The following is a 26,237-nucleotide window of genomic DNA, read 5'->3' on the forward strand; positions in this document are numbered from 1 at the left end:
ATTAATTATCTTTTACATTATATCACAGGACTTTAAATGTTAAAACCATGTAAAATAGTTTTACAACTTTTATCTATAAATTATGATAAAATAAATATAAAATATAAATGGAAAGTGTATAAGAATGAGAGAATTAGAATTTGTAGTACTATTAGAAGAAATGAAAAAAATATTTCGTCAAACTAAAATAATAGGCGAAGATAGAAGAGAAAATGATGCAGAACATACATTTCATATTGCAACAATGAGTATGTTTTTGCAAGAAATATCAGAAATAGAAGTAGACATAAATAAAGTTATTAAAATGCTCTTAGTCCATGATTTAGTAGAAATTTTTGCTGGCGATACATTTGCATATGATGAAAAGTCGAAGATAGGAAAATTTGATAGAGAAAAAAAATCTATGGATAAATTAAAGAGTTATCTATCTGAAAATAATCAAAAAATGTTAGAAAATCTTTGGTTAGAATTTGAATCCAATTTAACAAATGAAGCAAAATATGCTAATGCTATGGATAGATTACAACCAATACTTAGCAATATACACTCTAATAATGGTGGAACGTGGAAGATTAATAATGTTAAATTATCTCAAGTATTAAAAAGAGTAGAGCCTATTAAAGCTTTTAACACAAATATATATGATTATGTATATGATGAAGTTTTGAAAGGGGTAGATAGAGAATATTTAATAGATGATTTAAAAGTTGAAGGAGGTATTGATGGAAAAGATTAATACTGATAAGTTTTTAAAAAAGATTATAATTATATCAATTGCAGTATTGATAGTTGCTTATATAGGAACTGTACTTAATTTTGTTAGAAATATATGGGATGTTATATTTCCATTTGTTTTAGGTATGGCAATAGCATATATATTAAATCTTGTTATGCGATTTGTAGAAGAAAAGATTCTTGGTAGAATTAAAACAAAATGGATGGATAAAATAAAACGACCTATAAGCATTTTAATATCACTAGTATTTGTAATAACCATAATTGCTTTGATTTTATATCTTGTAATACCTCAAATGGTTAATTCCATCAAAATAATTGTGGAAAGTTTCCCAAAATTAGTTGAAGATGCATATGATTGGTTACAAAAACATCCAAAAAATGAAGTGATTAATAATTTTATAGCTGAAAGATTAAGTGAAATACAGAAAAACTGGCAAAGTCATGCAAATAATGTTTGGGGATTTGTAAAAAACAATATTGGTGGAGTGCTAGGATCAACTTTTGATTTCATAAATGGAGTATTCGGAACTTTTTATACAATATTTGTAACTCTAATATTTGCGATATATATTTTGTCTGGTAAAGAAAGATTAGGAAAAGAATTTAATTCCGTTATTGATACATATTTACCCGAAAAGCATACCAAAAGAATTAAATATTTTATTAGTGTAATGGATGAAAAATTTGAAGCTTTTATAAAAGGACAAGTTGCAGATGCTATTATTATAGGGACTTTAGTATATCTTACCGTGCTAATTGCAGGTATGCCATATGCAGTAACTATAGGTATAGTAGTTATGGTTACAGCTTTTATACCTATGCTGGGGGCTTATATTGGTGGAGCAATAGGATTTATAATGATTGCTGCACAAAATATTCAACAAGGTTTACTTTTTATATTGCTACTAGTCATAGTACAACAATTAGAAGGAGATTTAATCTATCCACGATTAATAGGTAATAGTATAGGACTACCTGGAATATGGACATTTTTAGCGGTAATAGTGGGTGGAGCAATTGCGGGGCCTGTAGGAATGTTATTATTTGTTCCATTATCTGCTGGAATTTATAAAATAATTGAAGATGATATAGAAAGAAGAAAAGAAAAAAAGAAAGGAAATAAATTTGAAATAGAGGAAGGAAAGTTAACTCTATAAATTTATTTTTTATTTCAAATATGAATAGGGGTAGTATGGAAGAGTATCTAAAGAGAGCAATTCCTTTGGAAGAGATTGAAAGATCAATACAAAAGAAATACAAAGTAGAGACATTTTCAAAATTTTTAAAGGCGTTAGAAAAATACAATTTAATTCAAGATGGAGATAGAATAGCTGTTGGCATAAGTGGTGGAAAAGATAGTTTACTACTTGCCAAAATGTTACAACAATTACAAAGATTTTCAAAAGTGAAATATGAAGTTGAATATATTGCTATGGATCCAGGTTTTAGTAAAGAAAATAGGAGAAAACTAGAAGATATATGTGATTATATGGATATTCCAGTAAAAATATTTGAAACAAACATTTTTGAAGTAGTTCATGAAATCTCTAAGGATAGTCCTTGTTATCTTTGTGCAAGGATGAGAAGAGGGAACTTGTATGCTAAAGCAAAAGAATTAAATTGCAATAAACTAGCTTTAGGACATCATTTTAATGATGTCATTGAAACTATAATGCTAAATGTTATGTGGGCAGGAGCGTATAAAACTATGATGCCAAAGATTAAAAGTCAAAATTTTGAAGGACTTGAATTAATAAGACCACTATATCTTATTGAAGAAAGAGATATAATAAGATGGATGGACAATACTGGAATAATTCCAATGGATGAAGCTTGCCCTATTATGGAGAAAAAGAATGATAGTCAAAGACAAAATATAAAAATGATTATTGAAAATTTACGAAAAGATAATCCAAATATAGAAAAAAGTATATTTAAATCATCTGAAAATGTATTTGCAGGGGCAGTTCTTGAATACGATGTAAATGGAGAAAGACATTCATTTTTAGATGAGTATGAGAAGTATGGAGGATAGATGAATAAGTTGAAGAAGATTAATAAGATTTATTTCTTGGTGGCAATAATTCTGGTGATTTCATTATTGGCATTTGCTTTATCAGGAATAAATAAAAAAGAGTTAAATTTAAAAATTAATGATGAAAAAGTTGGTGAAGAAGAGTACTTCAGAGCTATGAGTTTAAAACTTAATGAAGTAAAAAATGAATATACTCAAAGAACAGGAGAAAAACTACCTAACGATTTCTGGTTCGAGAGTAAAGATGGTGAAAATCCAATAAAAACTTTATATGAAAGATCTGTAGAAGAGATAAAAGAATTTAGAACAATATATACTCTTGCGAAAGAAAATGGAAATGTTGAGTCTACAAGTTTTGATGATATCGACAAAAGAAGAGAAATTGAAAATAAAAGGTTAAAAGACGAAAAAGGTAGAACTATTTTTGGCTCTGAAAAATATAATAAAGATGAATTTGAGTTTTATGAAGTTACCAATCTTAGACGTGCATATATAGAATCTTCGAACAATGAAGCTTTGAATGTAACTGATGATGAAATTAAAGATTATTTTAATTCAAATATAGAATCTTTTAAAAAGACCAAAGAAGATTATACGATTAATTTTGTAAAAATTGAAAGCCCTACTGAAAATCAAAAAAATGAATATGAAAAATTAATTAATAGAATTTCAGATAATGAAAAACTAGAAGATATAATTAATGATTATCCTTTGTTAAAAACTTCTTATCAAAAAGCTGATGTTGGAGAAAAATCAATTAAATTATTTGAAGAAAGACATCCAAAAGTGTATAAATTAAGTGAATCATTAAATTATGATAAATCATTTGCGACAGAAGAGTCAGATAAGGAATTAATTGTTGTACAAAATACTAAAATATTCATGACTGATGAAGAATTGTTTGAGAAAAAGAAAGATGAAATTAAACTTTCATTACAAACCATTAAATATTCTAGTTTAGTTAAAGAAAGAGCTAAATTATTAACCGTAGAAGACGATGAAAAGAATAATATAGAATTTACAAAACATGTATTAAAAGGAGCTCTAAAATAGATTTCATTATATAAGAACGGAGTTTAATATGATACAAATTATGATTATGATAATTTTTGCATCTATTACAATATATAATTTATCAAAATATTCAGATATATTAATAAGAGCAAAGTTTACTATTGCGGATATAATTTCTTTAATTATAGTTTTAATATTAATATTTGTAGCATTTAAGAGCATTATAGAAAAAAATGCAATTAATTATTCTTTAGCCATAGTTTTCTTTCTTTATACGATTTCGGGAATTATTGTAAGAGGATATAATAAAGGTGGAGTTTACGATTTTGGTAGGCTAACTCACATAGCTAAATTTACAAAATGGAATCAAGTAGATTCAATAAAGTTTGAGTACTTTGCAAAGGATGCAATTGATGTAATATTTGTTACGAAAACTAAAGCTATTCGACATAGATATGATGAAAAATATGAAGATTCTATTGTTAAAATAAAAAAAGAATTAAATATATAATATATTGGGTAAGCATAATAATAGTAAATCTAAATATATTTTATGAAAATATGATATTGAAAATAGATATTATAGAAATACCAATAAAAAGGAGAAAAATATGAAATTTTATGGAAGTATGATTTGCGGTCAAACAGTACATGCAGATAAAGTTCTAAGAAAAAATGGTATTGATATTGAATATATCGATATTACAGCTAATACAACTAATATGAAGGAATTTCTTTCTTTAAGAGATAAAAGAAAAGAATTTGATAATGTGAAGGAACAAGGGAAAATAGGTATTCCTGTATTCTTACTTGATGATGAGTCAATTACATTTGATGTTTATGATTTAGATGGAGTAACTGAACGAGTTGAAGAAGAAACAGAAGCAGGAGTTTGTGAAATTTTCTAATATTACAATTTTGTTATAAACTTGAAACGAATATTATAAGACTATAAAATTAATTTGCAAGTTAAATGATTTTATTAAATTTGCAACCCTTATATTTTATATAAAAAAAAGCACGTGCCGGTGCTTTTTTTATTTTAAATAAATATGTATATAACTTATAATGAAGGTATCAATAAAGACAAAAGGTGTATTTATGAAAAAATTATTAGCTATAGATATGGATGGAACCTTATTGAATTGGAGAAAACAGATTTCAAAAAGGTCGATTAATACTTTATTAAGAGTTCAAGAAGATGGAAATATAGTAGTTTTAGCTAGTGGGAGATCTTATGAAAGATTAATAAAGTATGCAAATAAAATTAAATTAAAAGAATATGGTGGCTATATGGCTACTTTGAATGGGTCTACAATTTTCAATGTAAAAACAGGAGAAATACTAAGAAATAGTGCGTTTGATTATGAAGTATTAAAAGAATTATTTCATTTTTTAGATGAATTAAATGTAGACTATTCAATTTACAAGAAAGACACAATATATGAAGGTGAAAATTCAAAATTTTTATATAGAATATACAGAAAATTGACTAGAAAATCATTAAAGCATGTAAATTATATTTTCACTGAAAATGTCGAAGTAAATAAAGTAATAATAAATGAAAAGAAAAGTAAACTTGAAGAAATTCAAAGAAATATTTTAGCAAAATTCAATGACAGAGTTGAAGTAAGTATTACTTCTTTTCTTTCCATAGAAATTACAGCAAAAAATGGATCGAAAGGTTTTGCTATTTTAGACATAGCAGAGAGATTAGGGATAGATAAAGAGAATATATGGTCATTTGGAAATCATGGTAATGATATTTCTATGTTTAAAATAAGTGGTAGATCTATAGCTGTAAAAAATTCCGTAGATAAGTTAAAAGCTTTGGCTACAGATATAACTGATAGCAATAATAATGATGGAGTTGCAAAATATTTAGAAGAAAATTTGCTTCATTTAGATAAAGGTAAACAATAGCTTCAAAATTTATATTCCATAATTGTGTAAAATAAGAAAACAAAGTAAAAATGAGTCTGTGGTCACAGTTATTACACTATTAAAGATGTATAATATTATGCGCAATATTGAAACTAAAGTATAAAGTAATGGCACTATTTAATAAATTTTAAGTTTTATTCATAATTTAATTATTAAATGATTTTTAATTTACTAAATAGGGTATAAACACATATGGTGAATACTTATATTAGTATTAATAAATATACTTAGGAGGTGCTATTGAATTTAATTTATGAAAAACTAAAAGAGATGACCTCTACTGTTTTGCCGATTACGATTATAGTTATGATTATAAATTTCACATTAATTCCACTGGAAACACCAGTAATTATTAGATTTATACTTGCATCTATATTGATAATTATAGGGCTAACCATATTTCTATTAGGAGTAGATATTGGAATTACTCCATTTGGAGAGAAGGTTGGAAATACAGTTGCCAGAGGAAATAATATATTTATAGTAATTTTATCCGGATTAATTCTAGGTTTTTTTATATCAATTGCAGAACCGGGATTGTTAGTTTTAGGAGGTCAAGTTCAAGCAGTAACTTCGGGTGCTATTTCAGCAATCACTTTATTTATAGTGGTTTCAATTGGATTAGCATTTATGATTTCGGTAGGATTTATTAGAATATTTTATAATTTATCACTTAGAAATATTTTAATAGTAGTCTATTCGGTTATATTTGGACTTGCAATATTTAGTTCGGAAGAATTCTTAGGAATAGCTTTTGATGCTTCAGGAGCAACAACAGGGGTTCTCGCTGTACCATTTATACTATCCTTATCAACTGGTGTATCTAAATTGAAAAAAGATAGTATTGCAGGGGAGACGGATTCTTTTGGACTTGTATCATTAGCTTCATCTGGAGCTATTGTGGGAGTTTTGATATTAGATTTATTATCTGGAAGTAATGAGTTTTCAGAGAGTTTATCAAGCTCTATAACCCAGACGAACTCTATATTGAAACCATATATACAAATTTTACCTAGTCAAGCTTTGGAGGCGTTTGTATCTTTATCTCCAATTTTAATTATATATATATTAATGCAAATATTTATTTTTAAATTAGGTAAAAGAGAAAACAGAAAAATAATTACTGGATTTATATTTGCTTTTGTTGGTCTTGTAATATTTTTAACTGCAGTAAATGCAGGTTTTATGGATGTCGGAACTATAATAGGAGAAAAACTTATAGCTATTGATAAGGATTTTTGGTTGATAATAATATCTTTTGCTATAGGAGTTGTAACAATATTAGCAGAGCCAGCAGTATATGTACTTACCAGACAAATTGAAGATGTAACCAGTGGATATGTTAAAAAGAGAGCTGTTTCTATCTGTTTGGCATTAGGAGTTGGTATAGCTATCAGCTTGTCTGCATTGAGAATATTAATTCCTAGCTTGAAATTGTGGCATATATTGTTACCGGGTTATATTATAAGTTTTATACTATCATTTATAACTCCTAAGCTATTTGTTGGTATCGCTTTCGATGCTGGTGGTGTAGCTACAGGACCGATGACTGCAACTTTTATACTTGGATATATCCAAGGAGCCGCAAACAGTTCAAATACTGCAAGCTTATTAATAGATGGTTTTGGAATGATAGCCCTTGTTGCTATGATGCCGATTATAACGCTTCAAGCTCTAGGTATAATATTCAAATTAAAATCTAAGAAGAAAAGGAAAAAACAAAGCGTGAAAGGAGGTTCTAATGCAGAATAAATTATATCATCTTGTTCATGTTATTGTTAATAAAGGAAAAGCTTCAAAAGTTTTAAGTCTGTCTAAAAAACATGGAGCAAGATTTGGTACTATTTTTCTTTGTCGTGGAACCGTAGATCATAAAGTTTTAAATTTTCTGTCAATTTTTGATAGAGACAAAGAAATGATTTCTTTACTTGTTGATGATGAAATATTAAATAATTTGATTCCTGTATTAATGGAAAAATTTCATTTTGATAAGCCGAACACAGGAATTATATTTACTACTAAAATAAATCAAATTCACGCGTTTAATATAGAGTATAAAGTTAACGATGAAGGAGTTAAAAGCCCTATGTATAAATTAATTACAACTATAGTTGAAAAAGGTAAAGGTGAAGATGTTGTAGAATCTGCTAACAAATCTGGAGCAAGAGGAGCGACAATAATAAATGCTAGAGGCGCTGATTCTGAAGAAGTATTAAAGTTATTTAATATGGAGATTGAACCAGAAAAAGAAGTAGTTATGATGATTGTAAAAGAAGATAATTATCAGAATATTGTTAATTCTATTAATTCAGATATAGAGATAAATAAAGAGGGTGCAGGTATAATATTTGTACAGGATATTGCACAGGCTTATGGTTTGCACGAAGATGCAAATTAGTTAAAATTTTACTTTTGTGGTAATTTATGATACTTGTTGTATAATTTAAATGAACACGTAAATCAAAATATATGAAAGGGAGTATTATGGGAAAATATTCAGACAAATTAACAAAAGAACAAAAGTTAGATATGTTGAGATTGATGGAAGAAATTAGACATTTTGACCTACAACTATCAAAACTTTTTGCAAGAGGTTTAGTAGCAGGTATGACACACTATTCTGTAGGTGAAGAAGCTGCAAACGTTGGTGGTATATATGCTTTAAGAAAAGAAGACTTAATGTATTCAAACCACAGAGGACACGGACAAACTATCACAAAGGGTATTGACTTAAAATTGATGATGGCAGAAATTTTAGGTAAAGAACCAGGATATTGTAAAGGTCGTGGTGGTTCAATGCACGTGTTTAACCTAGAAGTGAATAATATGGGATGTAATGGTATCGTTGGTGGTGGACATGGTTTATCAACAGGTGCTGCACTTGTTCAAAAAATGAAAAAGACAGGTAATGTAGTATTAGCAGCAATGGGAGACGGTGCTTCAAATGAAGGTTCATTCCACGAATGTCTAAATATGGCATCCGCTTGGGATTTACCATTAATTTTCTATGTTATTAACAACAAATATGGTATTTCAATGGATATCAATGATGCCATGAATGTTGATTATGTAAGCGATAGAGCGAGTGCTTATGGTATTCCTGGAATTTTAATCAAAGATGGTAATGATGTTTTAGCTGTTTATGATGCAATGATGGAAGCTATTGAACATACAAGATCAGGAAAAGGTCCTGTACTTATTGAATCTTTAACATATAGATGGTTTGGTCACTCAGCTAGTGATGCTGGAGCATATAGATCAAGAGAAGAAATAAATTCATGGAAAGAAAGAGATCCGATTGAAGCTTTCAGAAAAGTTTTATTAGAAGATGGTACAGCAACGGTTGAAGAGTTAGATAAAATAAGAGAAAAAGCTAATGATGATGTTATGGAAGCTGTTGAATTTGCAAAAGAAGCTCCATATCCAGATGAATCAGTAGCATTCGAAGATAATTTTGCAGACTAATAAAAGACCAGTAAATACGAAAGTTAAGAAAGGATTTAATATGGGAGAAAAAAAAGTAATGCAATTTCGTGAAGCTATCAAACAAGCTATGGTAGACGAAATGCGTCAAGATGAAAATGTGTTTTTAATTGGAGAAGATGTTGGTATATTTGGTGGTGACTTTGGTACTACTGTAGGGATGATTGAAGAGTTTGGTCCTGAAAGAGTTATCGATGCACCTATTTCAGAAGCAGCTATAAATGGTGCGGCTGCAGGTGCAGCTTCATTAGGTATGAGACCAATAGTTGACGTTACATTTATGGACTTTATAACAATTGCAATGGATGCTATTGTTAATCAAGCTGCTCCAATGAGATATATGTTAGGTGGACAAGTTCAACTTCCTATGGTATTAAGAGCTGCTAATGGTGCAGGTACAGGAGCATCATCACAACATAGTAAAACTTTAGAAGCTTGGTTTACACATATTCCAGGTATTAAAGTTGTTGCACCATCAAACCCAAATGATGCATATGGACTTTTAAGAGCAGCTATAAGAGATAATAACCCTGTTCTTTATTTAGAACCAAAAACTCACTTTGGTATGAAGGGTGAAGTAGATGCTTCCGATGATAATATAGCTACAATTGGTAAAGGTAAAATTGTTAGAGAAGGAAAAGATGTAACAATAGTATCATGGGGTAAAGCATTTACACTAGCTGAAAAAGCAGCAGAAGAGTTATCTAAAGAAGGTGTAGATGTAGAATTAGTAGATATTATGACATTGATACCATTAGATAATGAAATAATTTTCGAGTCAGTAAAGAAAACAGGTAAGTTAGTAGTAGTACATGACTCATTCAAAACAAGTGGTTTTGGTGGAGAAATAGTTGCAAGAGTTGTAGAATCTGAAGCATTTGATTTCTTAGATGCACCAATTAGACGTGTAGCTAGTGCAGATACTCATGTTCCTTCAGCACCAAATCTTGAAAAAGCTGTTCAACCAAGTGTAGAACAAGTTAAAGAGGCAGTACTAAAAGCAGTTAATAAAAAATAATAAAGGAGAAGCTATGTCAGAAAGAAAATTTAGAGCTACTCCAGCCGCAAGAAAATATGCAAGAGAAAATGGCATTGACTTGTCAGAAATAAAAGGTACTGGAGCAAAAGGACGTGTGCACCTTGATGATGCTACAGAATATAAAGTAAGTGGTAGAATTAAAATTTCACCACTTGCTCAAAGAATTGCCGATATAGAAGGATTAAACATCGAAGTTATTGAAGGTAGTGGTCCAAGAGGCAAGATTATGAAAGAAGATGTTTTAAGACTTCTACATGGTGAAGAAAAACAAGCTGAAGTTAAACAAGAAGCTCCTAAAGTTGAAGCTAAAGCTTCTGGAGCTGAAGAAAATGAAAAAGAAACTAGAATACCAATGCCTGGTATTAAGAAGGTTGTTGGTAAGAGAATGAAAGAGTCACTTCAAACATCACCTACTTATTCAGTAGTAGTTGAAGTTGATATGACTAATTTACTTGCATTTAGAAAACAAACAGTAGATTTAATAGTTGAAAAATATGGTGAAAAACCATCAGTAACAGATTACATTTCACTTGCAACAGTTAAATCATTACAACAACACCCATATGTAAATGCGTCAGTTAGTGAAGACGAATCAGAAATAATCTTACACAATTATGTAAATCTATCACTTGCTGTAGGTACTGATGAAGGACTTTATGTTCCAGTAGTAAAAGGCGCTGAAGATATGAGCTTTGGAGAATTGGTTGTAGAATCTAAGAGAGTAATTAAAGCAACATTAGATAAGAAGCTAAAAGCTTCAGAAATGTCTGGTTCAACATTTACAATTTCTAACTTAGGTATGTATGGTGTTGAAAGCTTTACATCAATTATTAATCAACCGAATACAGCTATTTTATCAGTAGCAGCTACAATTCAAAAACCTGTAGTAATCGATGGGGAAATTGTAATTAGACCGATAATGAAGATTGCATTAAATGCTGACCATAGAATTATTGATGGTTTAGAAGGTGCAAAATTCATGAATACATTGAAGAAAAACTTAGAAAATCCAGTAGGATTATTATTATAGTTGAGGAGGAATATTTATGGCATATGAAGTAATCATGCCCAAAGCTGGTTCAGAAATGGAAGAGGGCGAAATTGTACAATGGTATAAAAATGAAGGTGACGAAGTAAAAGTTGGAGAACCTCTTTTAGAAATAGTAACAGATAAAGTTAATATGGATGTTGAAGCTGAAGATTCAGGTACATTATTAAAGATTTTACACAAAGCTGGTGAAGTAGTTCCAGTAGTTACAACAATTGGATGGCTTGGTGAACCAGGTGAAGCTATTCCGGAAACTGAAGATTCAAGTGCTGCTGAAGAAAAAGAAGTAGAAGCTGAAGCTGCTTCTCAAGAAAAAGATGTATTACCACAATCAGTTGCAAATGCAACAACAGAAGCTCCAAAAAGAGAAAGAAAAGGAGAATATGACGTAGTAGTAATTGGTGGTGGTCCTGCTGGTTATGTAGCAGCTATTAAAGCGGCTCAATTAGGCGGAAAAGTTGCAGTTGTTGAATATTCAGTAGTTGGTGGTACTTGCTTAAATAGAGGATGTATTCCAACAAAGACATACTTACACAATGCAGAAATAATCTATACAATTAAAGAAGCTGAAGAAAGAGGAGTTAAGCTTGTAAATGACGCTTATTCAATGGATTTATCTAAATTAGTAGATATTAAAGATGGCGTAGTTAAGAAGCTTACTGGTGGTATTGCAGGATTATTCAAATCTTATGGAATTAAACTATTTAATGGTATAGGTACAATAACATCTGATAAGAAAGTATCTGTAAATGATGGCGAACACATTATTGATGCAGATAAGATCATATTTGCAGGTGGATCAGAAGCTAGAATGTTAAATTTACCTGGATTAGATTCAAAAAGAGTATTAACATCAGATACAATTTTAGAATTAAGAGAAATACCTAAGAGATTAGTAATAGTTGGTGGTGGTGTAATTGGTGCAGAATTTGGACAAGCATTCTCAGCATTTGGTTCAAAAGTTACTATTATACAAAGTCCAGATAGAATCTTAAATGTATTGGATAAAGAACTTTCAGATGTAGTTACAAAGAGGTTCCAAAAAGAAGGAATTGATATTTTTACAAATTCTAGATTTGAAGGTGTTGAAGAAAAAGGCGATGAATTAATCGTTAAAGTTAAAGATCAAAAAGATATAGTAGCAGACTATGTATTACTATCAATTGGTAGGGTTCCTAATACTAAAGGTCTTGGTGAAGCAAAATTAGATATGACAGATAGAGGTATGATTAAGGTTAATGAACATATGCAAACATCTGATCCAGATATCTATGCACCAGGAGATATAAATGGTCAATTAATGTTAGCTCATGCTGCATTTAAGATGGGTGAAAGAGCTGCGGAACATGCAATGGGACATTCAAAGAAAGTTTCATTAAAATCAATTCCATCAGCAGTATATACATTCCCAGAAGTTGCTACAGTTGGTTTAACTGAAGAAGAAGCTAAGAAGAAATATGATATTAAAGTTGGTAGATTTGCATTTGCAAACAATGGTAGAGCTTTAGGTGCAAATCAAACTGAAGGATTTGTAAAAGTTATAATGGATACTAAATACCATGAAATCCTTGGTGTTCATATTGTTGGTCCATCAGCTGCAGAAATTATAAACGAAGCTGTAACAATAATTGAAACAGAGATGACTGTAGATGATGTTTTAGAAGCAATGCATGGTCACCCAACATATTCTGAAGCTTTATATGAAGCTATTGCTGATTGTCTAGATATGAGTATACATCTACCAAAGAAAAGAAAATAATATATGATATATTTAGAGTCAAAATCAAATGATCCTGTATATAATACAGCTTTAGAACTATTTGCTTTTAATGAATTAGCTGAAAATGATGATGTATTTTATTTATGGATAAATAAACCTACAATTGTAGTTGGTAAAAATCAAAATACTAGACAGGAAATCGATCAAGAATATGTAGATAAAAACGATATAACAGTTGTACGTCGTATAAGTGGTGGTGGTGCAGTTTATCATGATTATAATAATCTAAACTATACCATTATATCTAGCGAAGATACAGCGGGAACTTTTGATTTCAAATCTATGAGTCAGCCAGTAATAGATGCGCTCGCAGAAATGGGAGTTGAAGCTCATTTTACAGGAAGAAATGATTTACAAATAGGAGACCAAAAGTTTTGTGGTAATGCTCAATATATTAAAGGTAATAGAGTTATGCATCATGGTTGTATGATGTTTGACGTTGATTTATCAGTATTAGAAAAAGCATTAAGAGTTTCAAAAGATAAAATTGAATCAAAAGGTAAAAAATCTGTTAGATCAAGGGTTACTAATATTAAGCCTTATCTAGAAGATCAATCTTTAACTGTATATGATTTCTTAAATAATCTTAGAACCTTTATGGATAAAAAGTATGATATGGAAGAATATCATTTAACAGAAGAAGATGAAGCTAAGATACAAAAAATTATGGATGAAAAAAATCGTTCATGGGATTGGGTATACGGAAGTAATCCAGATTTTGAAATTCAAAGAAATAGAAGATTACCATCTGGTAAAGTTGAAGCAAATATCAACGTAGTTAAAGGAATCATCAATGATATAAAGTTTTTCGGAGATTTTTTCGGTGTACGTGATGTTGCTGAATTAGCAAATTTATTAAAAGGTGCTAAATACGATAAACAAACTATCTCAGATATCATAGCTAAAGTTGATATTAATGACTACTTCTTAGGGGTAACTAATGAAGAAGCTATAGATATATTAGTGGATTAAATTGTTTAATATCTTATTGGAGATTTTCTATATATTATTAACAATAAAATAATAAAAAAGTGTGTTGTAAATATTAATTTATGACACACTTTCCTTTTGAAAAAATAACTTTTATAAATACATAAATTAGTTGACATATAAAAATTGTTGGAGTATATTTTTCTTTAGGATTAAATAGGAGGAATTATGAAAAAATTAATATCATTATTAATGGCTTTAGTATTAGTATTTTCATTAGTTGCTTGTTCAACAAATAATACTGAAACTAAAGTAGAAACAGAGGAAGAAACAAATATTGAATCAGATAGTGAAACAAATATTGAATCAGATAGTGAAACAAATAGTGAATCTGAAGCAGAAACAGAAGCGGAAACAAAGGAAGAAAATAAAGAGGTTGAAGTTACAGCACTTGTACTAAAAGATAATACAGTTTTAGTAAGTGGTGAAGGCTTAGAACAACAAATAGTAAAATTAGAAGCTGGAAATCAAGAAACTTTAGTTCAAGGTCATAAATATTCTTATTCACAAGAAAACCCAGAGATTAAAGATCCTTTAGTTGTAGAAAAGATAGAAATGGCAGAAAAGCTTGTTGGTACTCAAATTGAAACAAAATTAATAAATGAACTTCTTGAAAAAGTAGAAGGTGTTAAAATTGTTGATACTAGACCAGAAGCAGATTTTGCTCAAGATAATATAGAAGGTTCTATAAATTTACCTGCTGATAATCTAAAAGAGTTAATTGAAAAATCTCGTTCAGAAGAAGGACTTGAAGCTTTAAAAGGAATAAATAAAGAAGATGTAGTACTTGTATTAGGAGCTGATGCAGATTCAAATAACTTAGTAGCAAGTGAATTATTATATAAAGTTGGTCGTGTAAATGTAACATTAAATGGTGGTGCTTACGCAGACTATAAAGCTCAATAATATAATTGAAGATTAATAAAATCTGTTAGGGATAATACTCTGACAGATTTTTTTATTGATTAAAAATTCTGTTTTAAAAGAAATTGTCCCAACAGCAATTGTGAGATAGATAAATTAACCATTATAAAAACACCAAAAAACGAAATTGTTATTATTTTGTAACAATTACAAATGAAAACCTTTGCTTATTGTAATATATTTGTAATTATTTTGTAATGAGCATATAATAAATTTCGATATAGTTATTAATAAATTCAATTTATTAAATATAGAATTAAGGGGATTTTATTAGAATGAAACATAAAATAGCAATATTATCAATCTTATCTATGCTATTTATTTTTATAGGCTTTAATAATGTTGAAGCTGCTGGATATGAAGATAATTATGCAACAACTAGTGTCAATATTAGAGATTCAAAAACTAACGAAATACTGGGAGTATTAAGAAAAGGTGATTACATATATGGATATACCGAAGGAAACTGGGTTTATTTCAATTATAATGGTAATTCAGCAAAAGTTTATAGAGAATACATAATGCAAGATAGCCCAGAAACATTGTATATAAAATATCCAGTAAATGTTAGAGATAGAAACAATAATATTATAGGAATAAAAAACACAGGAAGCTCAGTTCTTGGTGTAAGAATGGGTAACTACTACAGGTTTTATGATGATGGTGTTAAATTCATATGGTATTCACTTGCAACACCTAATTATGTTACATATTCAGACGGTGTAGCAACATCACATGTAAATATTAGAAATGCTGCTACAGGAAATATCGTTTCTGTATTAAAGATAGGTGAATATGTAAAAGGATATTCTTACAATAATTATATTCATTTCATGAGAAATGGAGAAGAAGTAAAAGTATATGAACCATTAATAAAAGAAATAAATAATAAAAAATTATATATAACTACTAATGGTACAAATGTTAGAAATAGTAATCTAAATGTTGTTGATCAATTAAATAAAGGTGATGTAATATACGCTGTAAATTTAGGCGAATATTATAGATATTATGAAAATGGAGTTAAGTTAGTTCATAGATCACTAGCGACTACAAATTATGTATCACAAACACCTACAGCACCAAAGATATACTCACTTTCAGACTTTATGTGGAGAGGTGTAATTAACTGGAGCGGCTATAAATTCACATACTACTCACAAAGTGTATTACCTGGATATGGTCTAAGTATACCAGGAAGACATGTAAATAGTGGTGGATATGTTGCGGATAAAGATGGATATATAGTACTTGCATCAAATAGTAGAATTCCAAGAGGGACTATAATAAATACACCTTTTGGATACCAAGGTAAAGTGTATGATAGATGTGAATCATGTTCATTGAATTGGCATGATGTATATACAAAATAGAAAATTTATTAATAATGTTATAAGGCTTTAATTAGCTTTATAGCATTATTTTTTATTTAAACACATAAATATTAAGATATATTAACAAAGCTACTTAAAAAATGTAATATATTTGAAATCATTTTGTAACCAATGTATAATAGTTTCGTTATGTATATTTAATTTTAATATATTAAAAAAATAATTTAAAATATGGGGTTTATATGAATAGTAGGAAGTATTTTATATTAACATTTTTACTAGCTATAGTATTTTTGTTTAACGTTGAAAATGTAGAAGCTAATGATTATAGAGATGTTTATATTACTGATAGCGTAAATATTAGAGATGAAAATAACAATATATTAGGAACTCTAAATAGAGGAAATTACATATATGGAAGTCAAATAGGAAACTGGACATATTTTACATATAATGGACAAGAGGCAAAAGTATACTCACAATATACTACAATTAATGAAGTATATTATAAAGAAGGTATTGCTACGGGAACTACAAATATTAGGGATATGAACAATGCAATTGTTGGAACGCTTGTAAAAGGTGAGTATGTAAATGGATATGTTATAAATGGTTATATTTATTTTAATTATAATGGAAAATCAGTTAAAGTTTATGAACCATTGACTATAGATTATGTACCAGAAACATTTTATGTAAAATTTGCATCTAATATTAGAAATAATAATAATGAAATAGTAGATGTAAAAACTACTGGAAATACAATTTATGGAATTAAAATGGGAGATAAATACAGATTCTATGAAAATGGAATTAAATATATACACGAAAGTTTAGTAACTCCAGAACAAATATATTCAGATAGTGGTGTAGCAAATGGAAATGTAAATATTAGAAATGCTAGAACCAATAATATAGTAAGCGTTTTACATTTAGGAGAATATGTAAAGGGTTATTATCTAAATGGATATATTCATTTTATGTATAATGGCCAAGAAGTTAAAGTATACGAACCTTTAATAGAAGATTTTAATCCATCAACTGTATATATTACTAATAAAGCAAATGTACGTAATTCCAGATTACATATTGTTGGAACAATTGATAGAGGGAAAGAAATAGAAGCAGTATCAGTTGGAAATTATGTTAGATATTATGATAATGGTACAAAATTAGTGCATGGATCTTTAGTAAGTGATGAACCAGTTTATAAGACAATACTTGAATGGCCTGCAGATACGAATCAAATTACTGAATATTATAGAACTGCATCTTATAGAGCGAGATATGGTCAAGAACACTGGGGTATTGATATAGCAGGACCAAGAGGAACTAAAGTATATGCAGCAGAATCAGGAACTGTAATAGAATCTGGTTGGCATTTAGGTGGATTTGGATATACAGTAGTAATAGACCATGGAAATGGACTTAGAACTCGTTATGCACATTTGGCAAGTTATCCACCTGTAAGAAGAGGACAAAAAGTTTCTAGAGGACAATATATCGGTCCTATGGGTAGTACAGGATATTCATTTGCAAATCATTTACATTTTGAAGTAATAGTAAATGGTTATAGAGTAAATCCTTTACCATATATAAAATAATAAAATAAAAAAAGAACGCATTTATATGAACTGACCCCAAAAAGTTGGACCTAAAAACCAACTTGAAGTGAACTGACCCCAAAAAGTTGGACCTAAAAACCAACTTGAAGGAGGTCAGTTTTTTTCATGACAAAATATAGTACAGAATTTAAAATAAAGGTAGTGAAAGCATACCAAAATAATGAAGGTGGATACGAATTTTTAGCTAAAAAATATGGAATTAGTAATGAATCAATTGTAAGAAGATGGATTAATGCCTTTAATTCTCAAGGATACGATGGCTTAAAAGTTTCAAGAAAAAATAATAATTACTCTTTCGAATTTAAGCAAAATATAGTAAAGTTGTACTTAACAGGAGAAATGTCATATCAATCACTTGCTAATCAATTTAATATTAATAATCCATCTATGATTACTAGATGGGTAATTGATTTTAGAAATCAAGGTCTTGATGGACTTAAGCCAAAGAGGAGAGGAAGACCTTCAAGTATGACTAAAGACAATAAAACACCAAAAAAACAAATAAAAAAACAATATTCTGAAGAAGAGATAGATGAAATTAAAAAGCTTAAAGAAGAGCTTTACTGGGCACAAATGGAGATAGATTTCTTAAAAAAAAGATGGAATTAGAGGACGAGGAAGATCGGAAAATGAGAGAATGGCTAGAGTAATTCACTCATTAAGAAGGAAATATTCATTAAAAGATTTACTTAAATACTTAAATTTTCCAAAATCAACATACATGTATTGGCAAAAAAGATTCGATAGAAAAGATAAAGATTTGGACTTTGAAAATAAAATCAAGGAAATAAGAAAAGATAATCCAAACTATGGATACAGAAGGATACATGCCATGCTTAGAAGACTTGGAGTTTTAATAAACAAAAAAAAAGTACAAAGACTAATCCAAAAGCTAAAACTTCAAGTTACAAACTTTGCACGCAAATCAAGAAAATATTATTCATACAAAGGAACAGTGGGTAAAGTAGCACCAAATAGGATAAAAAGAAGATTTAACACTTCTGTAGCACATCAGAAAATCACTACAGATACAAGTGAATTCAAATACTATGAAGTCGATAAATCTGGAAATATGCAAGTTAAAAAGCTTTACCTAAATCCGTTCTTAGATATGTTTAATGGAGAAATAATTAGTTATTCAATAACAATTTCACCAACATTAGACGCGATAATAACTCCCCTTGAAGAAGCGATAAAAAAGACTTCTGATTGCAGGTTCAAGAGAATATTCCATTCAGATCAAGGCTTTGCATATCAATTAAAACAATATACTAACAAGTTAGAAAATAACGGAATATTACAGAGTATGTCAAGAAAAGGAAATTGTTTAGATAACTCTCCTATGGAAAATTTCTTTGGAATATTAAAACAAGAAATTTACTACGGTAATACATTTAAGTCTTTTAACGAGCTTAAAAATACAATTGAAAAATATATAAAATATTACAACGAAGATAGAATAAAAGAAAAACTTGGATATTTAAGTCCGGTTGAGTATAGAAAATTACATGCAGCTTAGATGCGATTTCCCCTAGGGGAAATATTAGGACTACAAAAAACCAGAGACAAATATTTCTAAATGTCTCTGGTATAAAGTCCAACTTTTTGGGGTCACCTTATATATGAATGCGTTTTTCTATTTTAAAAATCATATTAATCATAATAAAAATGATATTTAATAAATATGTATATAATCACAAATTTAGAGATTATATGTATGTGGAAATATATACTTTTAAAATATAAAATAAGAAAAATATTGATATACGTTTTCCTTTATAATATAATTATCTTATGAAGTAAATAACGGAGGAAGCTTTATGAAAAACTATAATGCAAAAAGAATTAGAAATCTTGCTTTAGTAGGACATAGTAGTAGCGGAAAGACCTCTTTATTGGAGGCTATGTTATACAAGGCAGGGGAGATAAAAAAACTTGGTAATGTTGAATCTGGTAACACAGTATCTGATTTTGATCCTGAAGAAATTGAAAGACAAGCATCTACAAGCTTATCAGTAGCTAGTTTAGAATGGAAAGATACTAAAATTAATATACTAGATACACCAGGTTATTTTGACTTTGAAGGTCAAGTAAGAACTGCGTTAAAGACTAGTGAAGCTGCTTTATTTGTTATTGATGCCCAAGCTGGTATAGAAGTAGGGACAGAAAAATATTGGAAATACTGTGAAAAAATCGGACTTCCAAGAATTATATTTGTAAACAGCATCGATAAGGAAGATATTAATTTTAATGAAGTAGTAGCTAATCTACACGTACAGTTTGGTAAAAAGGTTACACCATTAGTATTGACTTTAGGAGACGGAGCAAATCCAGGCCATGGTAAAGAGTTTAAAGGTCTAATTGACGTAATGACAAAAGAAGCATATGTATATAATGGATTTGGTAGAGACAGTAAGCCGATACCTGATATTCGTATGCTAGAAGTTGAAGAAGTATTCAATCAACTTGCGGAAACTGTAGCTCTTTCAGATGATTCATTGATGGAAAAGTTCTTTGAAGGAATTAATTTCACAACTGAAGAATTTTCTAAAGGTATTACTAATGCTATGCTTGCAGGTAATGTAGTTCCACTATTAGTTGGTTCTGCAAAAGAAGGATATGGTATTGACGAATTATTAGATATAATTTCTTATTATATGCCTTCACCAGCAAATCCAGAAGCTCATGCAGGTATTAGAGTTAAAGAAGGAGAAAACCTTCCTGTAGACGAAAATGGTCCATTTTCAGCATATGTATTTAAGACTTATATGGATCCATTTATTGGTAAGATATCATTAATCAAAGTAATGTCAGGAAAATTAAATAAAAATGATACAATATACAATCTATCAAGAGATGTAGAAGATAAATTTGCAGGATTATTTAGATTAAATGGTAAGAAACAAATTGAAATAGAAGAAGTAGTTGCAGGGGATATTGCAGCGATAACAAAACTTGATGAAACAGAAACAGGAGATACACTAGGTGTAAAAGGTTCCAAAGTAATATATAAAGTTTTAAGTCAACCACAAGCATCTCTGAAATATGCAATTGTACCAAAATCTAAAAAAGATGAAGATAAGATTGGTCAAGCTTTAGTAAAGATAAGGGAAGAAGATCCTTCATTTGAATTTGAAAGAAATTCTGAAACAAAACAATTAACTATTTCTGGTGTAGGAAATGTTCAATTGCAAGTAGTTATAAATAAATTAAAAAACAAATATGGTGTAGATATTGATATAATTCCATTACGTATACCTTATAGAGAAACAATAACTACTAAAGCTGAAGTTCAAGGTAAACATAAGAAACAATCCGGTGGTGCAGGTCAATATGGTGATGTATTCATAAGATTTGAACCTATCGAAGAAGGATTTGAATTTGCTGAAGAAGTATTTGGTGGAGCGGTTCCAAAGAATTATTTCCCAGCAGTAGAAAAAGGTCTAGAAGAAGCTTTAGAAAAAGGTGTGTTAGCGGGATATCCAGTAGTAGGTTTAAAAGCTACTCTTTATGATGGATCATATCATCCAGTAGATTCAAATGAAATGGCATTTAAATTAGCTGCACAATTAGCGTTTAGAGAAGGAACTAAAAAAGCAAATCCAGTATTACTTGAACCAATAATGAAACTCGAAACAACTATTCCTGAAGAATATTTAGGGGATGTAATGGGGGACATTAACAAGAAACGTGGTAGAATTTTAGGTATGGATCCACAAGAAGATGGAACGCAAGTTATAATGGCTGAAGCTCCATATGCAGAGTTGTTTGAATATGCTATAGATTTACGTTCAATGACACAAGGAAGAGGATCATTTGAAATGGAATTTGTAAGATATGAAAGAGTTCCTCATGATCAAGCAGAAAAAATAATTGAGAAAGCTAAGGAAGATGAAGAATAATTGGTGGATTAGAGAAACTATTTATCAAATTTATCCCAAATCTTTTATGGATTCCAATAATGATGGAATCGGAGATATACAAGGTATAATTAACAGATTAGATTATCTTGAAAATCTTGGAATAGGTGGCATATGGATGTCACCTATTTTTAAGTCTCCACAAGCGGATAATGGATATGATATTTCTGATTATGAAGGAATAGATCCTTTATTTGGAAATATGGATGATTTTGATGAATTGATTTCTAAGGGAAAAGAAAAAAATATTAAAATAATTTTAGATTTAGTATTATCGCATACTTCAGATGAGCATCCATGGTTTATTGAAGCTTTAAAAGGGGAAAACAATAAATATCATGATTATTATATTTGGAGAAATGGAGAAAAGGGAAAATTACCAAATGATAAAGTATCAAGTTTTGGAGGTTCTGCGTGGGAATATGTAGAACATCTTAATAAATATTATTTCCATGAATTTCATACAAAGCAGCCATCTCTAAATTGGGAAAATCCTAATATGAGAAAAGACCTGTATGAAATGATTAATCGATGGATAGAAAAAGGTGTCGAAGGCTTTAGACTTGATGTTATTGATACTTTGGCTAAAAATGTGGATAAAGGGAATATGGTAGTTTATCCTGATATCTATAAATATATTGATGAACTTTCAAAGGAAACTTTTCAAAAATATAATGCTATGTCTGTGGGAGAGGTGTGGAGTGCAAACTATGATAATGCTGCAATTTGGGCTAATACAGATAGTTCAAAACTTTCAATGATATTTACTCTTCAGCATATGACACTTGATCAAGGTGTAGATAAATTTGATTTAAAAGATTTTGATATTCTTAAATTTAAGGAAATATTTTCTAAATGGCAAACTAATCTGTATGATAAAGCTTATCAAGCTAATGTTTTAGAAAATCATGATGTACCAAGGATAGTATCAAGATGGGGAAATGACAAACAATATCATCGTGAATCTGCTACTATGTTTGCTAATATTCAATTATCACTTATGGGAACTCCCTTTATATATCAAGGTCAAGAAATTGGTATGACAAATCTATATTGGGATGATATCAGTAAATATGATGATATTGAGACTATAAATTATTATAACGAAGAAATATCAAAAGGCTTAGATAAAGATGAAATTATGCAAAAAATAATGACTAAATCACGTGATAATGCAAGAACTCCTATGCAATGGGATGAAAGTAAATATGCTGGTTTTAGTAATATTAAGCCTTGGATTGATGTAAATGATAATTATTTAAGTATAAATGTTTTATATCAATTAAATGATAAGGATTCAATTCTGAATTATTATAAAAACATGATTAAATTAAGAAAGAAATATGAAGTTTTTATAAATGGAAAATTTGAACCGATATTAGATGAATATGAAGAAATATTTGCTTTCAAAAGAAAAAATGATAATGAAGAGATAATTATTATTAATAATTTTAGTGAAGAAAATATTGAAATTAAAGAAATATATGATTTTGAAAAATATGAAATTATTTCTCATAATTATAATAATTTAGAAGATTATCTGAGACCTTATGAAGCTATAATATTTTATAGAAATTTATAGAATAGAAAATAGGGAGAAAAAAATGAGCTGAACTATCAATTCGGTTTCCGAATTTTGTCGTTCAGCTCAAAACAATCTCTATTTTTATATTAATATATTATCTAATTGTGCTTCATCTAATATAAGTAATTTACCTCTTGAAACTATTTTCAATATACCTTCTTCTTCAAATTGATTTAACTTTCGGCTCATTGTTTCACGTGAAATTCCGGCTAAAGATCCTAATTCTTCTTGTGTAATTTTATAACTAATCAGTATTCCATCACCAGTTTCTTTACCATATAAACCAATCAAAGTTTTTAATAATTTTGCTACTTTTTCATCAGTGTTAATAACTGAAAGACGGTCAATTAATTCTTCAGCTTTTCTTATTCTTTCAAAAGATTGTTCTATAACAGCGAGTAAAAAGCCTACATTGTATTTTAATACTTTTAAGACATCATGTGAAGAAATAGTAATAACTTTCACCTTTGAAAGTGCAGAAGCATTATATTCATATTTATCTCCTGATAAGATATTGTGTCCACCGATAAAATCTGAAGGTCCATAGATATAAAGTATTTGTTCTTTTCCATCAGACATTATTTTTGTAACTTTTATTTCACCTGAAAGAATTATGAACATTTTATCTGCGGGATCATGAGATCTGAATATGATTTCTCCCTTTGTAAATTCACGAGAAATCATATTTTTCTTTATTTTATCGAATTCTTCAATAGATAAATTATTTAATAGCGGAAATTGCTTAAGATTATTCAAATTTTGATTATTTAAATTCGTTTCTTTCATAGTTACCTTTTCTTATTGCACACGATTTATATTTTAATCGATCATTAAATTTAAAGAGAATATATTTTTGAAAAACATTTTTTAGAATTATATTTTTCTAAAATTATCGTTTGTCTGTTAGCTTTTTAATTACAAATAATATTAAAAGTACTAAAAAAGCAATCCAAAGTATTTTAATTGCTAATCCTGTTATAATCTTCATTGCTGAAAATACTACATATAAAATAGCAAGCACTAATATAACTGCTATTAGTATCCCTAATTTATTTTTATCATTCATAATTTACTCCTCATTTTTTGTATATATTTATTATACCATATTCTTAAATATGTGGAATTTAATAATATAATATCGATTTCTATATTTAATATAAATTTTTAATATTCATTTAAATGAATGTTTAAAAGAGGGAAAAATAAACTTGTTATTTGAAAAAGTTTTCAGAATGTAGTACAATAATGGTAATATAGTAAATATTTAAATAAAATAATATATATGTAATGCAAGTTAGTGTAAATCGAATTCAAGGGGGGATATGAAAATTGATGAATCAGACAAAAGGTTATTAATTCTTAAATTGTAGGACGTGACGAATTCTTATAAAATATTATATTTTATGAATAAATAATGTATAGCATACTAATTCATAACATCAGTTTTGTAAAGAAATTTTTAGAACCAAAATATATTACGAAAAAAAGGAGAATTTAAATGAGAAAAAAAATAGCTTTTATATTATTGTTGATAATGATTTTCCCAACCTTATCAAATACAGTTAATGCGAATAATGGCGAAACTGAATTAGCTGATGTAAGAAATGAAGTAGTTCTTAGAGTCGATCCTAACTTACAGCGTTTTAGAGAAATGTTCCATGATTACTTTTATAGTGGTTATTTTGAAACAAAAAATGGAAAAATAACTTTGACATTACATCCAAAATTATGGGCATGGTCAAGTTCGGACAAAAGTAATGCGTGGATGTCTGTATATGCCACATTTTATCGGTCTCATCATTGGGCTAATACATCAGTTATGCATGATCAGTTTTATTGTCATGCTAGATTAGCTTATCAACTTATAGAAAGAGAATGGAATTTAGAACCTTGGAGAACTTCAATGAATCCAATAACATGTAATTAGCGAGGTATTATGTCTATAATACATTTAATTTTTATAATATTATTTGGATTGGGATCTATAATTATCCCAATATATACTTTAGTAAAAAAAGATAATAAAATAACGAAAAATACTATTTTAATGACATATACATTTTTAGCTTTAACTTTTATAGTATGTTTGTTAGTATATCTCACATTTCATGATAGCAGTGCTTTACTTGATGTTGGTGGGGCATTAGCTAGATGTTCCATTATTTTATGGATTGTAGTTTTAGCACTATTACTAATAAATACAAATATTCTAAAAACTCAAATAAATGAAATAAAATATCTAAGCATGATGACTTTTAATTTGGTATTAGCTCAATATGCGATAAGTTATTATATGCTGGTGAATACAAATGACAATGCTGCAAGTCTAAAAAATCCTATAAATTTAGTATTCGTATTTGCAGTTGCGGGATTGAGTTTAATCGCACATCAATGGATAAAGAAGAATAAATAGAAATACAAAAAGAGGAGGTACGTAAGTAAGGTGACCCCAAAAAGTTGGACTCTATACCAGAGACATTTAGAAATATTTGTCTCTGGTTTTTTGTAGTCCTAATATTTCCCCTAGGGGAAATCGCAGCTAAGCTGCATTTAATTTTCTGTATTCAACTGGACTTAAATATCCAAGTTTTTCCTTTATTCTATCTTCATTGTAATATTTTATATATTCTTCAATCGTTTTTTTTAGCTCGCTAAATGATTTAAATGTTCTTCCATAGTAAATTTCTTGTTTTAATATTCCGAAAAAATTCTCCATAGGAGAATTATCTAAGCAATTTCCTTTTCTTGACATACTCTGTAAAATTCCGTTATTTTCTA

At 28.8% G+C, this 26,237-nt stretch carries 24 protein-coding genes and 1 pseudogene; 22 read left to right on the top strand and 3 right to left on the bottom strand.

Annotated features, from left to right (window positions below; all coding sequences use genetic code 11):
* Positions 1–124 precede the first annotated feature (124 nt).
* The 20 genes and pseudogenes from G534_RS07915 to G534_RS0104670 all read left to right on the top strand — a co-directional run bounded on the left by G534_RS07915 (position 125) and on the right by G534_RS0104670 (position 23,456).
* Entirely contained in the window at positions 125–736 is a 612-nt protein-coding gene (locus tag G534_RS07915; protein WP_051177427.1) for an HD domain-containing protein, read from the top strand.
* A complete protein-coding gene (locus G534_RS0104575) occupies positions 723–1,895 on the top strand; it encodes an AI-2E family transporter (protein WP_027348084.1) in 1,173 nt (390 codons plus the stop codon). Before G534_RS07915 ends, G534_RS0104575 begins: the two co-directional genes overlap by 14 nt.
* Positions 1,896–1,930: 35 nt before the next feature.
* Positions 1,931–2,773, top strand: a complete 843-nt coding sequence (locus G534_RS0104580; protein ID WP_027348085.1) for a tRNA 2-thiocytidine biosynthesis TtcA family protein — start codon at positions 1,931–1,933, stop codon at positions 2,771–2,773.
* Positions 2,774–3,826, top strand: a complete 1,053-nt coding sequence (locus G534_RS0104585; protein WP_027348086.1) for a hypothetical protein — start codon at positions 2,774–2,776, stop codon at positions 3,824–3,826.
* 28 nt (positions 3,827–3,854) lie between these two features.
* Positions 3,855–4,298, top strand: a complete 444-nt coding sequence (locus tag G534_RS0104590; protein WP_027348087.1) for a hypothetical protein — start codon at positions 3,855–3,857, stop codon at positions 4,296–4,298.
* Positions 4,299–4,398: 100 nt separating this feature from the next.
* Entirely contained in the window at positions 4,399–4,695 is a 297-nt protein-coding gene (locus G534_RS07920) for a hypothetical protein (RefSeq protein ID WP_034595992.1), read from the top strand.
* A 193-nt stretch (positions 4,696–4,888) separates the two neighbouring features.
* On the top strand, positions 4,889–5,710 hold the full coding sequence (locus G534_RS0104600; protein ID WP_027348088.1) for a Cof-type HAD-IIB family hydrolase: 822 nt from the start codon (positions 4,889–4,891) through the stop codon (positions 5,708–5,710).
* Between the two features lie 261 nt (positions 5,711–5,971).
* Entirely contained in the window at positions 5,972–7,483 is a 1,512-nt protein-coding gene (locus tag G534_RS0104605) for a DUF1538 domain-containing protein (protein WP_027348089.1), read from the top strand.
* The gene (locus G534_RS0104610) at positions 7,473–8,129 is read left to right on the top strand and encodes a P-II family nitrogen regulator (RefSeq protein ID WP_027348090.1); all 657 of its coding nucleotides are present in this window, start codon (positions 7,473–7,475) and stop codon (positions 8,127–8,129) included. The genes G534_RS0104605 and G534_RS0104610 overlap by 11 nt, the downstream gene beginning before the upstream one ends.
* A gap of 86 nt (positions 8,130–8,215) precedes the next feature.
* Complete coding sequence (locus G534_RS0104615) at positions 8,216–9,196, top strand: thiamine pyrophosphate-dependent dehydrogenase E1 component subunit alpha (RefSeq protein WP_034595993.1); 981 nt, start codon at positions 8,216–8,218, stop codon at positions 9,194–9,196.
* Complete coding sequence (locus G534_RS0104620; protein WP_240470417.1) at positions 9,186–10,232, top strand: alpha-ketoacid dehydrogenase subunit beta; 1,047 nt, start codon at positions 9,186–9,188, stop codon at positions 10,230–10,232. The genes G534_RS0104615 and G534_RS0104620 overlap by 11 nt, the downstream gene beginning before the upstream one ends.
* Before the next feature lie 13 nt (positions 10,233–10,245).
* Positions 10,246–11,283, top strand: coding sequence for a dihydrolipoamide acetyltransferase (locus G534_RS0104625; protein WP_027348093.1), 1,038 nt, complete (start codon positions 10,246–10,248; stop codon positions 11,281–11,283).
* Positions 11,284–11,299: 16 nt separating this feature from the next.
* Entirely contained in the window at positions 11,300–13,060 is a 1,761-nt protein-coding gene (gene lpdA, locus G534_RS0104630) for a dihydrolipoyl dehydrogenase (RefSeq protein ID WP_027348094.1), read from the top strand.
* 3 nt (positions 13,061–13,063) lie between these two features.
* Complete coding sequence (locus G534_RS0104635) at positions 13,064–14,053, top strand: lipoate--protein ligase (protein WP_027348095.1); 990 nt, start codon at positions 13,064–13,066, stop codon at positions 14,051–14,053.
* 186 nt (positions 14,054–14,239) lie between these two features.
* Positions 14,240–14,977: a rhodanese-like domain-containing protein gene (locus tag G534_RS0104640; protein WP_027348096.1), complete on the top strand. Its 738-nt coding sequence runs from the start codon at positions 14,240–14,242 to the stop codon at positions 14,975–14,977.
* A 293-nt stretch (positions 14,978–15,270) separates the two neighbouring features.
* Positions 15,271–16,368: an SH3 domain-containing protein gene (locus G534_RS08435; protein WP_027348097.1), complete on the top strand. Its 1,098-nt coding sequence runs from the start codon at positions 15,271–15,273 to the stop codon at positions 16,366–16,368.
* A gap of 203 nt (positions 16,369–16,571) precedes the next feature.
* On the top strand, positions 16,572–17,933 hold the full coding sequence (locus G534_RS07930; RefSeq protein WP_034595994.1) for a M23 family metallopeptidase: 1,362 nt from the start codon (positions 16,572–16,574) through the stop codon (positions 17,931–17,933).
* Between the two features lie 126 nt (positions 17,934–18,059).
* Positions 18,060–19,473, top strand: a pseudogene (locus G534_RS08540) (IS3 family transposase).
* 301 nt (positions 19,474–19,774) lie between these two features.
* A complete protein-coding gene (gene fusA, locus G534_RS0104665) occupies positions 19,775–21,856 on the top strand; it encodes an elongation factor G (RefSeq protein WP_027348100.1) in 2,082 nt (693 codons plus the stop codon).
* Entirely contained in the window at positions 21,846–23,456 is a 1,611-nt protein-coding gene (locus G534_RS0104670) for a glycoside hydrolase family 13 protein (RefSeq protein ID WP_027348101.1), read from the top strand. Before fusA ends, G534_RS0104670 begins: the two co-directional genes overlap by 11 nt.
* An 84-nt stretch (positions 23,457–23,540) precedes the next feature.
* Here G534_RS0104670 and G534_RS0104675 read toward each other — a convergent pair whose 3' ends face one another.
* The gene (locus tag G534_RS0104675) at positions 23,541–24,245 is read right to left on the bottom strand and encodes a Crp/Fnr family transcriptional regulator (RefSeq protein WP_034595996.1); all 705 of its coding nucleotides are present in this window, start codon (positions 24,243–24,245) and stop codon (positions 23,541–23,543) included.
* A gap of 103 nt (positions 24,246–24,348) precedes the next feature.
* On the bottom strand, positions 24,349–24,525 hold the full coding sequence (locus G534_RS08675; protein WP_156896575.1) for a hypothetical protein: 177 nt from the start codon (positions 24,523–24,525) through the stop codon (positions 24,349–24,351).
* Between the two features lie 432 nt (positions 24,526–24,957).
* Here G534_RS08675 and G534_RS07935 point away from each other — a divergent pair, with 432 nt between their 5' ends.
* On the top strand, positions 24,958–25,386 hold the full coding sequence (locus tag G534_RS07935; protein ID WP_034595998.1) for a DUF2599 domain-containing protein: 429 nt from the start codon (positions 24,958–24,960) through the stop codon (positions 25,384–25,386).
* Positions 25,387–25,395: 9 nt separating this feature from the next.
* Positions 25,396–25,872 carry a hypothetical protein gene (locus G534_RS0104690; RefSeq protein ID WP_027348103.1) on the top strand — a complete coding sequence of 159 codons (477 nt, stop codon included), beginning with the start codon at positions 25,396–25,398 and terminating at the stop codon, positions 25,870–25,872.
* A 126-nt stretch (positions 25,873–25,998) separates the two neighbouring features.
* Here G534_RS0104690 and G534_RS0104695 read toward each other — a convergent pair.
* Positions 25,999–26,237, bottom strand: a 239-nt coding sequence (locus G534_RS0104695) for an IS3 family transposase (RefSeq protein ID WP_027348104.1), incomplete at its 5' end; no start/stop codon positions are given.

The sequence above is a fragment of the Helcococcus sueciensis DSM 17243 genome (assembly GCF_000423145.1).
Taxonomy (GTDB): Bacteria; Bacillota; Clostridia; order Tissierellales; family Peptoniphilaceae; genus Helcococcus; species Helcococcus sueciensis.

Coding starts and splice junctions, on each gene's coding strand:
- G534_RS0104580 (WP_027348085.1), top strand. CDS start 1,931: ATGGAAGAGTATCTAAAGAGAGCAATTCCTTTGGAAGAGATTGAAAGA.
- G534_RS08675 (WP_156896575.1), bottom strand. CDS start 24,525: ATGAATGATAAAAATAAATTAGGGATACTAATAGCAGTTATATTAGTG.
- G534_RS0104575 (WP_027348084.1), top strand. CDS start 723: ATGGAAAAGATTAATACTGATAAGTTTTTAAAAAAGATTATAATTATA.
- G534_RS0104690 (WP_027348103.1), top strand. CDS start 25,396: ATGTCTATAATACATTTAATTTTTATAATATTATTTGGATTGGGATCT.
- G534_RS0104610 (WP_027348090.1), top strand. CDS start 7,473: ATGCAGAATAAATTATATCATCTTGTTCATGTTATTGTTAATAAAGGA.
- G534_RS07930 (WP_034595994.1), top strand. CDS start 16,572: ATGAATAGTAGGAAGTATTTTATATTAACATTTTTACTAGCTATAGTA.
- G534_RS07935 (WP_034595998.1), top strand. CDS start 24,958: ATGAGAAAAAAAATAGCTTTTATATTATTGTTGATAATGATTTTCCCA.
- G534_RS0104590 (WP_027348087.1), top strand. CDS start 3,855: ATGATACAAATTATGATTATGATAATTTTTGCATCTATTACAATATAT.
- G534_RS07920 (WP_034595992.1), top strand. CDS start 4,399: ATGAAATTTTATGGAAGTATGATTTGCGGTCAAACAGTACATGCAGAT.
- G534_RS07915 (WP_051177427.1), top strand. CDS start 125: ATGAGAGAATTAGAATTTGTAGTACTATTAGAAGAAATGAAAAAAATA.
- G534_RS0104640 (WP_027348096.1), top strand. CDS start 14,240: ATGAAAAAATTAATATCATTATTAATGGCTTTAGTATTAGTATTTTCA.
- G534_RS0104635 (WP_027348095.1), top strand. CDS start 13,064: ATGATATATTTAGAGTCAAAATCAAATGATCCTGTATATAATACAGCT.
- G534_RS0104675 (WP_034595996.1), bottom strand. CDS start 24,245: ATGAAAGAAACGAATTTAAATAATCAAAATTTGAATAATCTTAAGCAA.
- G534_RS0104670 (WP_027348101.1), top strand. CDS start 21,846: ATGAAGAATAATTGGTGGATTAGAGAAACTATTTATCAAATTTATCCC.
- G534_RS0104615 (WP_034595993.1), top strand. CDS start 8,216: ATGGGAAAATATTCAGACAAATTAACAAAAGAACAAAAGTTAGATATG.
- G534_RS0104585 (WP_027348086.1), top strand. CDS start 2,774: ATGAATAAGTTGAAGAAGATTAATAAGATTTATTTCTTGGTGGCAATA.
- G534_RS0104600 (WP_027348088.1), top strand. CDS start 4,889: ATGAAAAAATTATTAGCTATAGATATGGATGGAACCTTATTGAATTGG.
- lpdA (WP_027348094.1), top strand. CDS start 11,300: ATGGCATATGAAGTAATCATGCCCAAAGCTGGTTCAGAAATGGAAGAG.
- G534_RS08435 (WP_027348097.1), top strand. CDS start 15,271: ATGAAACATAAAATAGCAATATTATCAATCTTATCTATGCTATTTATT.
- fusA (WP_027348100.1), top strand. CDS start 19,775: ATGAAAAACTATAATGCAAAAAGAATTAGAAATCTTGCTTTAGTAGGA.
- G534_RS0104625 (WP_027348093.1), top strand. CDS start 10,246: ATGTCAGAAAGAAAATTTAGAGCTACTCCAGCCGCAAGAAAATATGCA.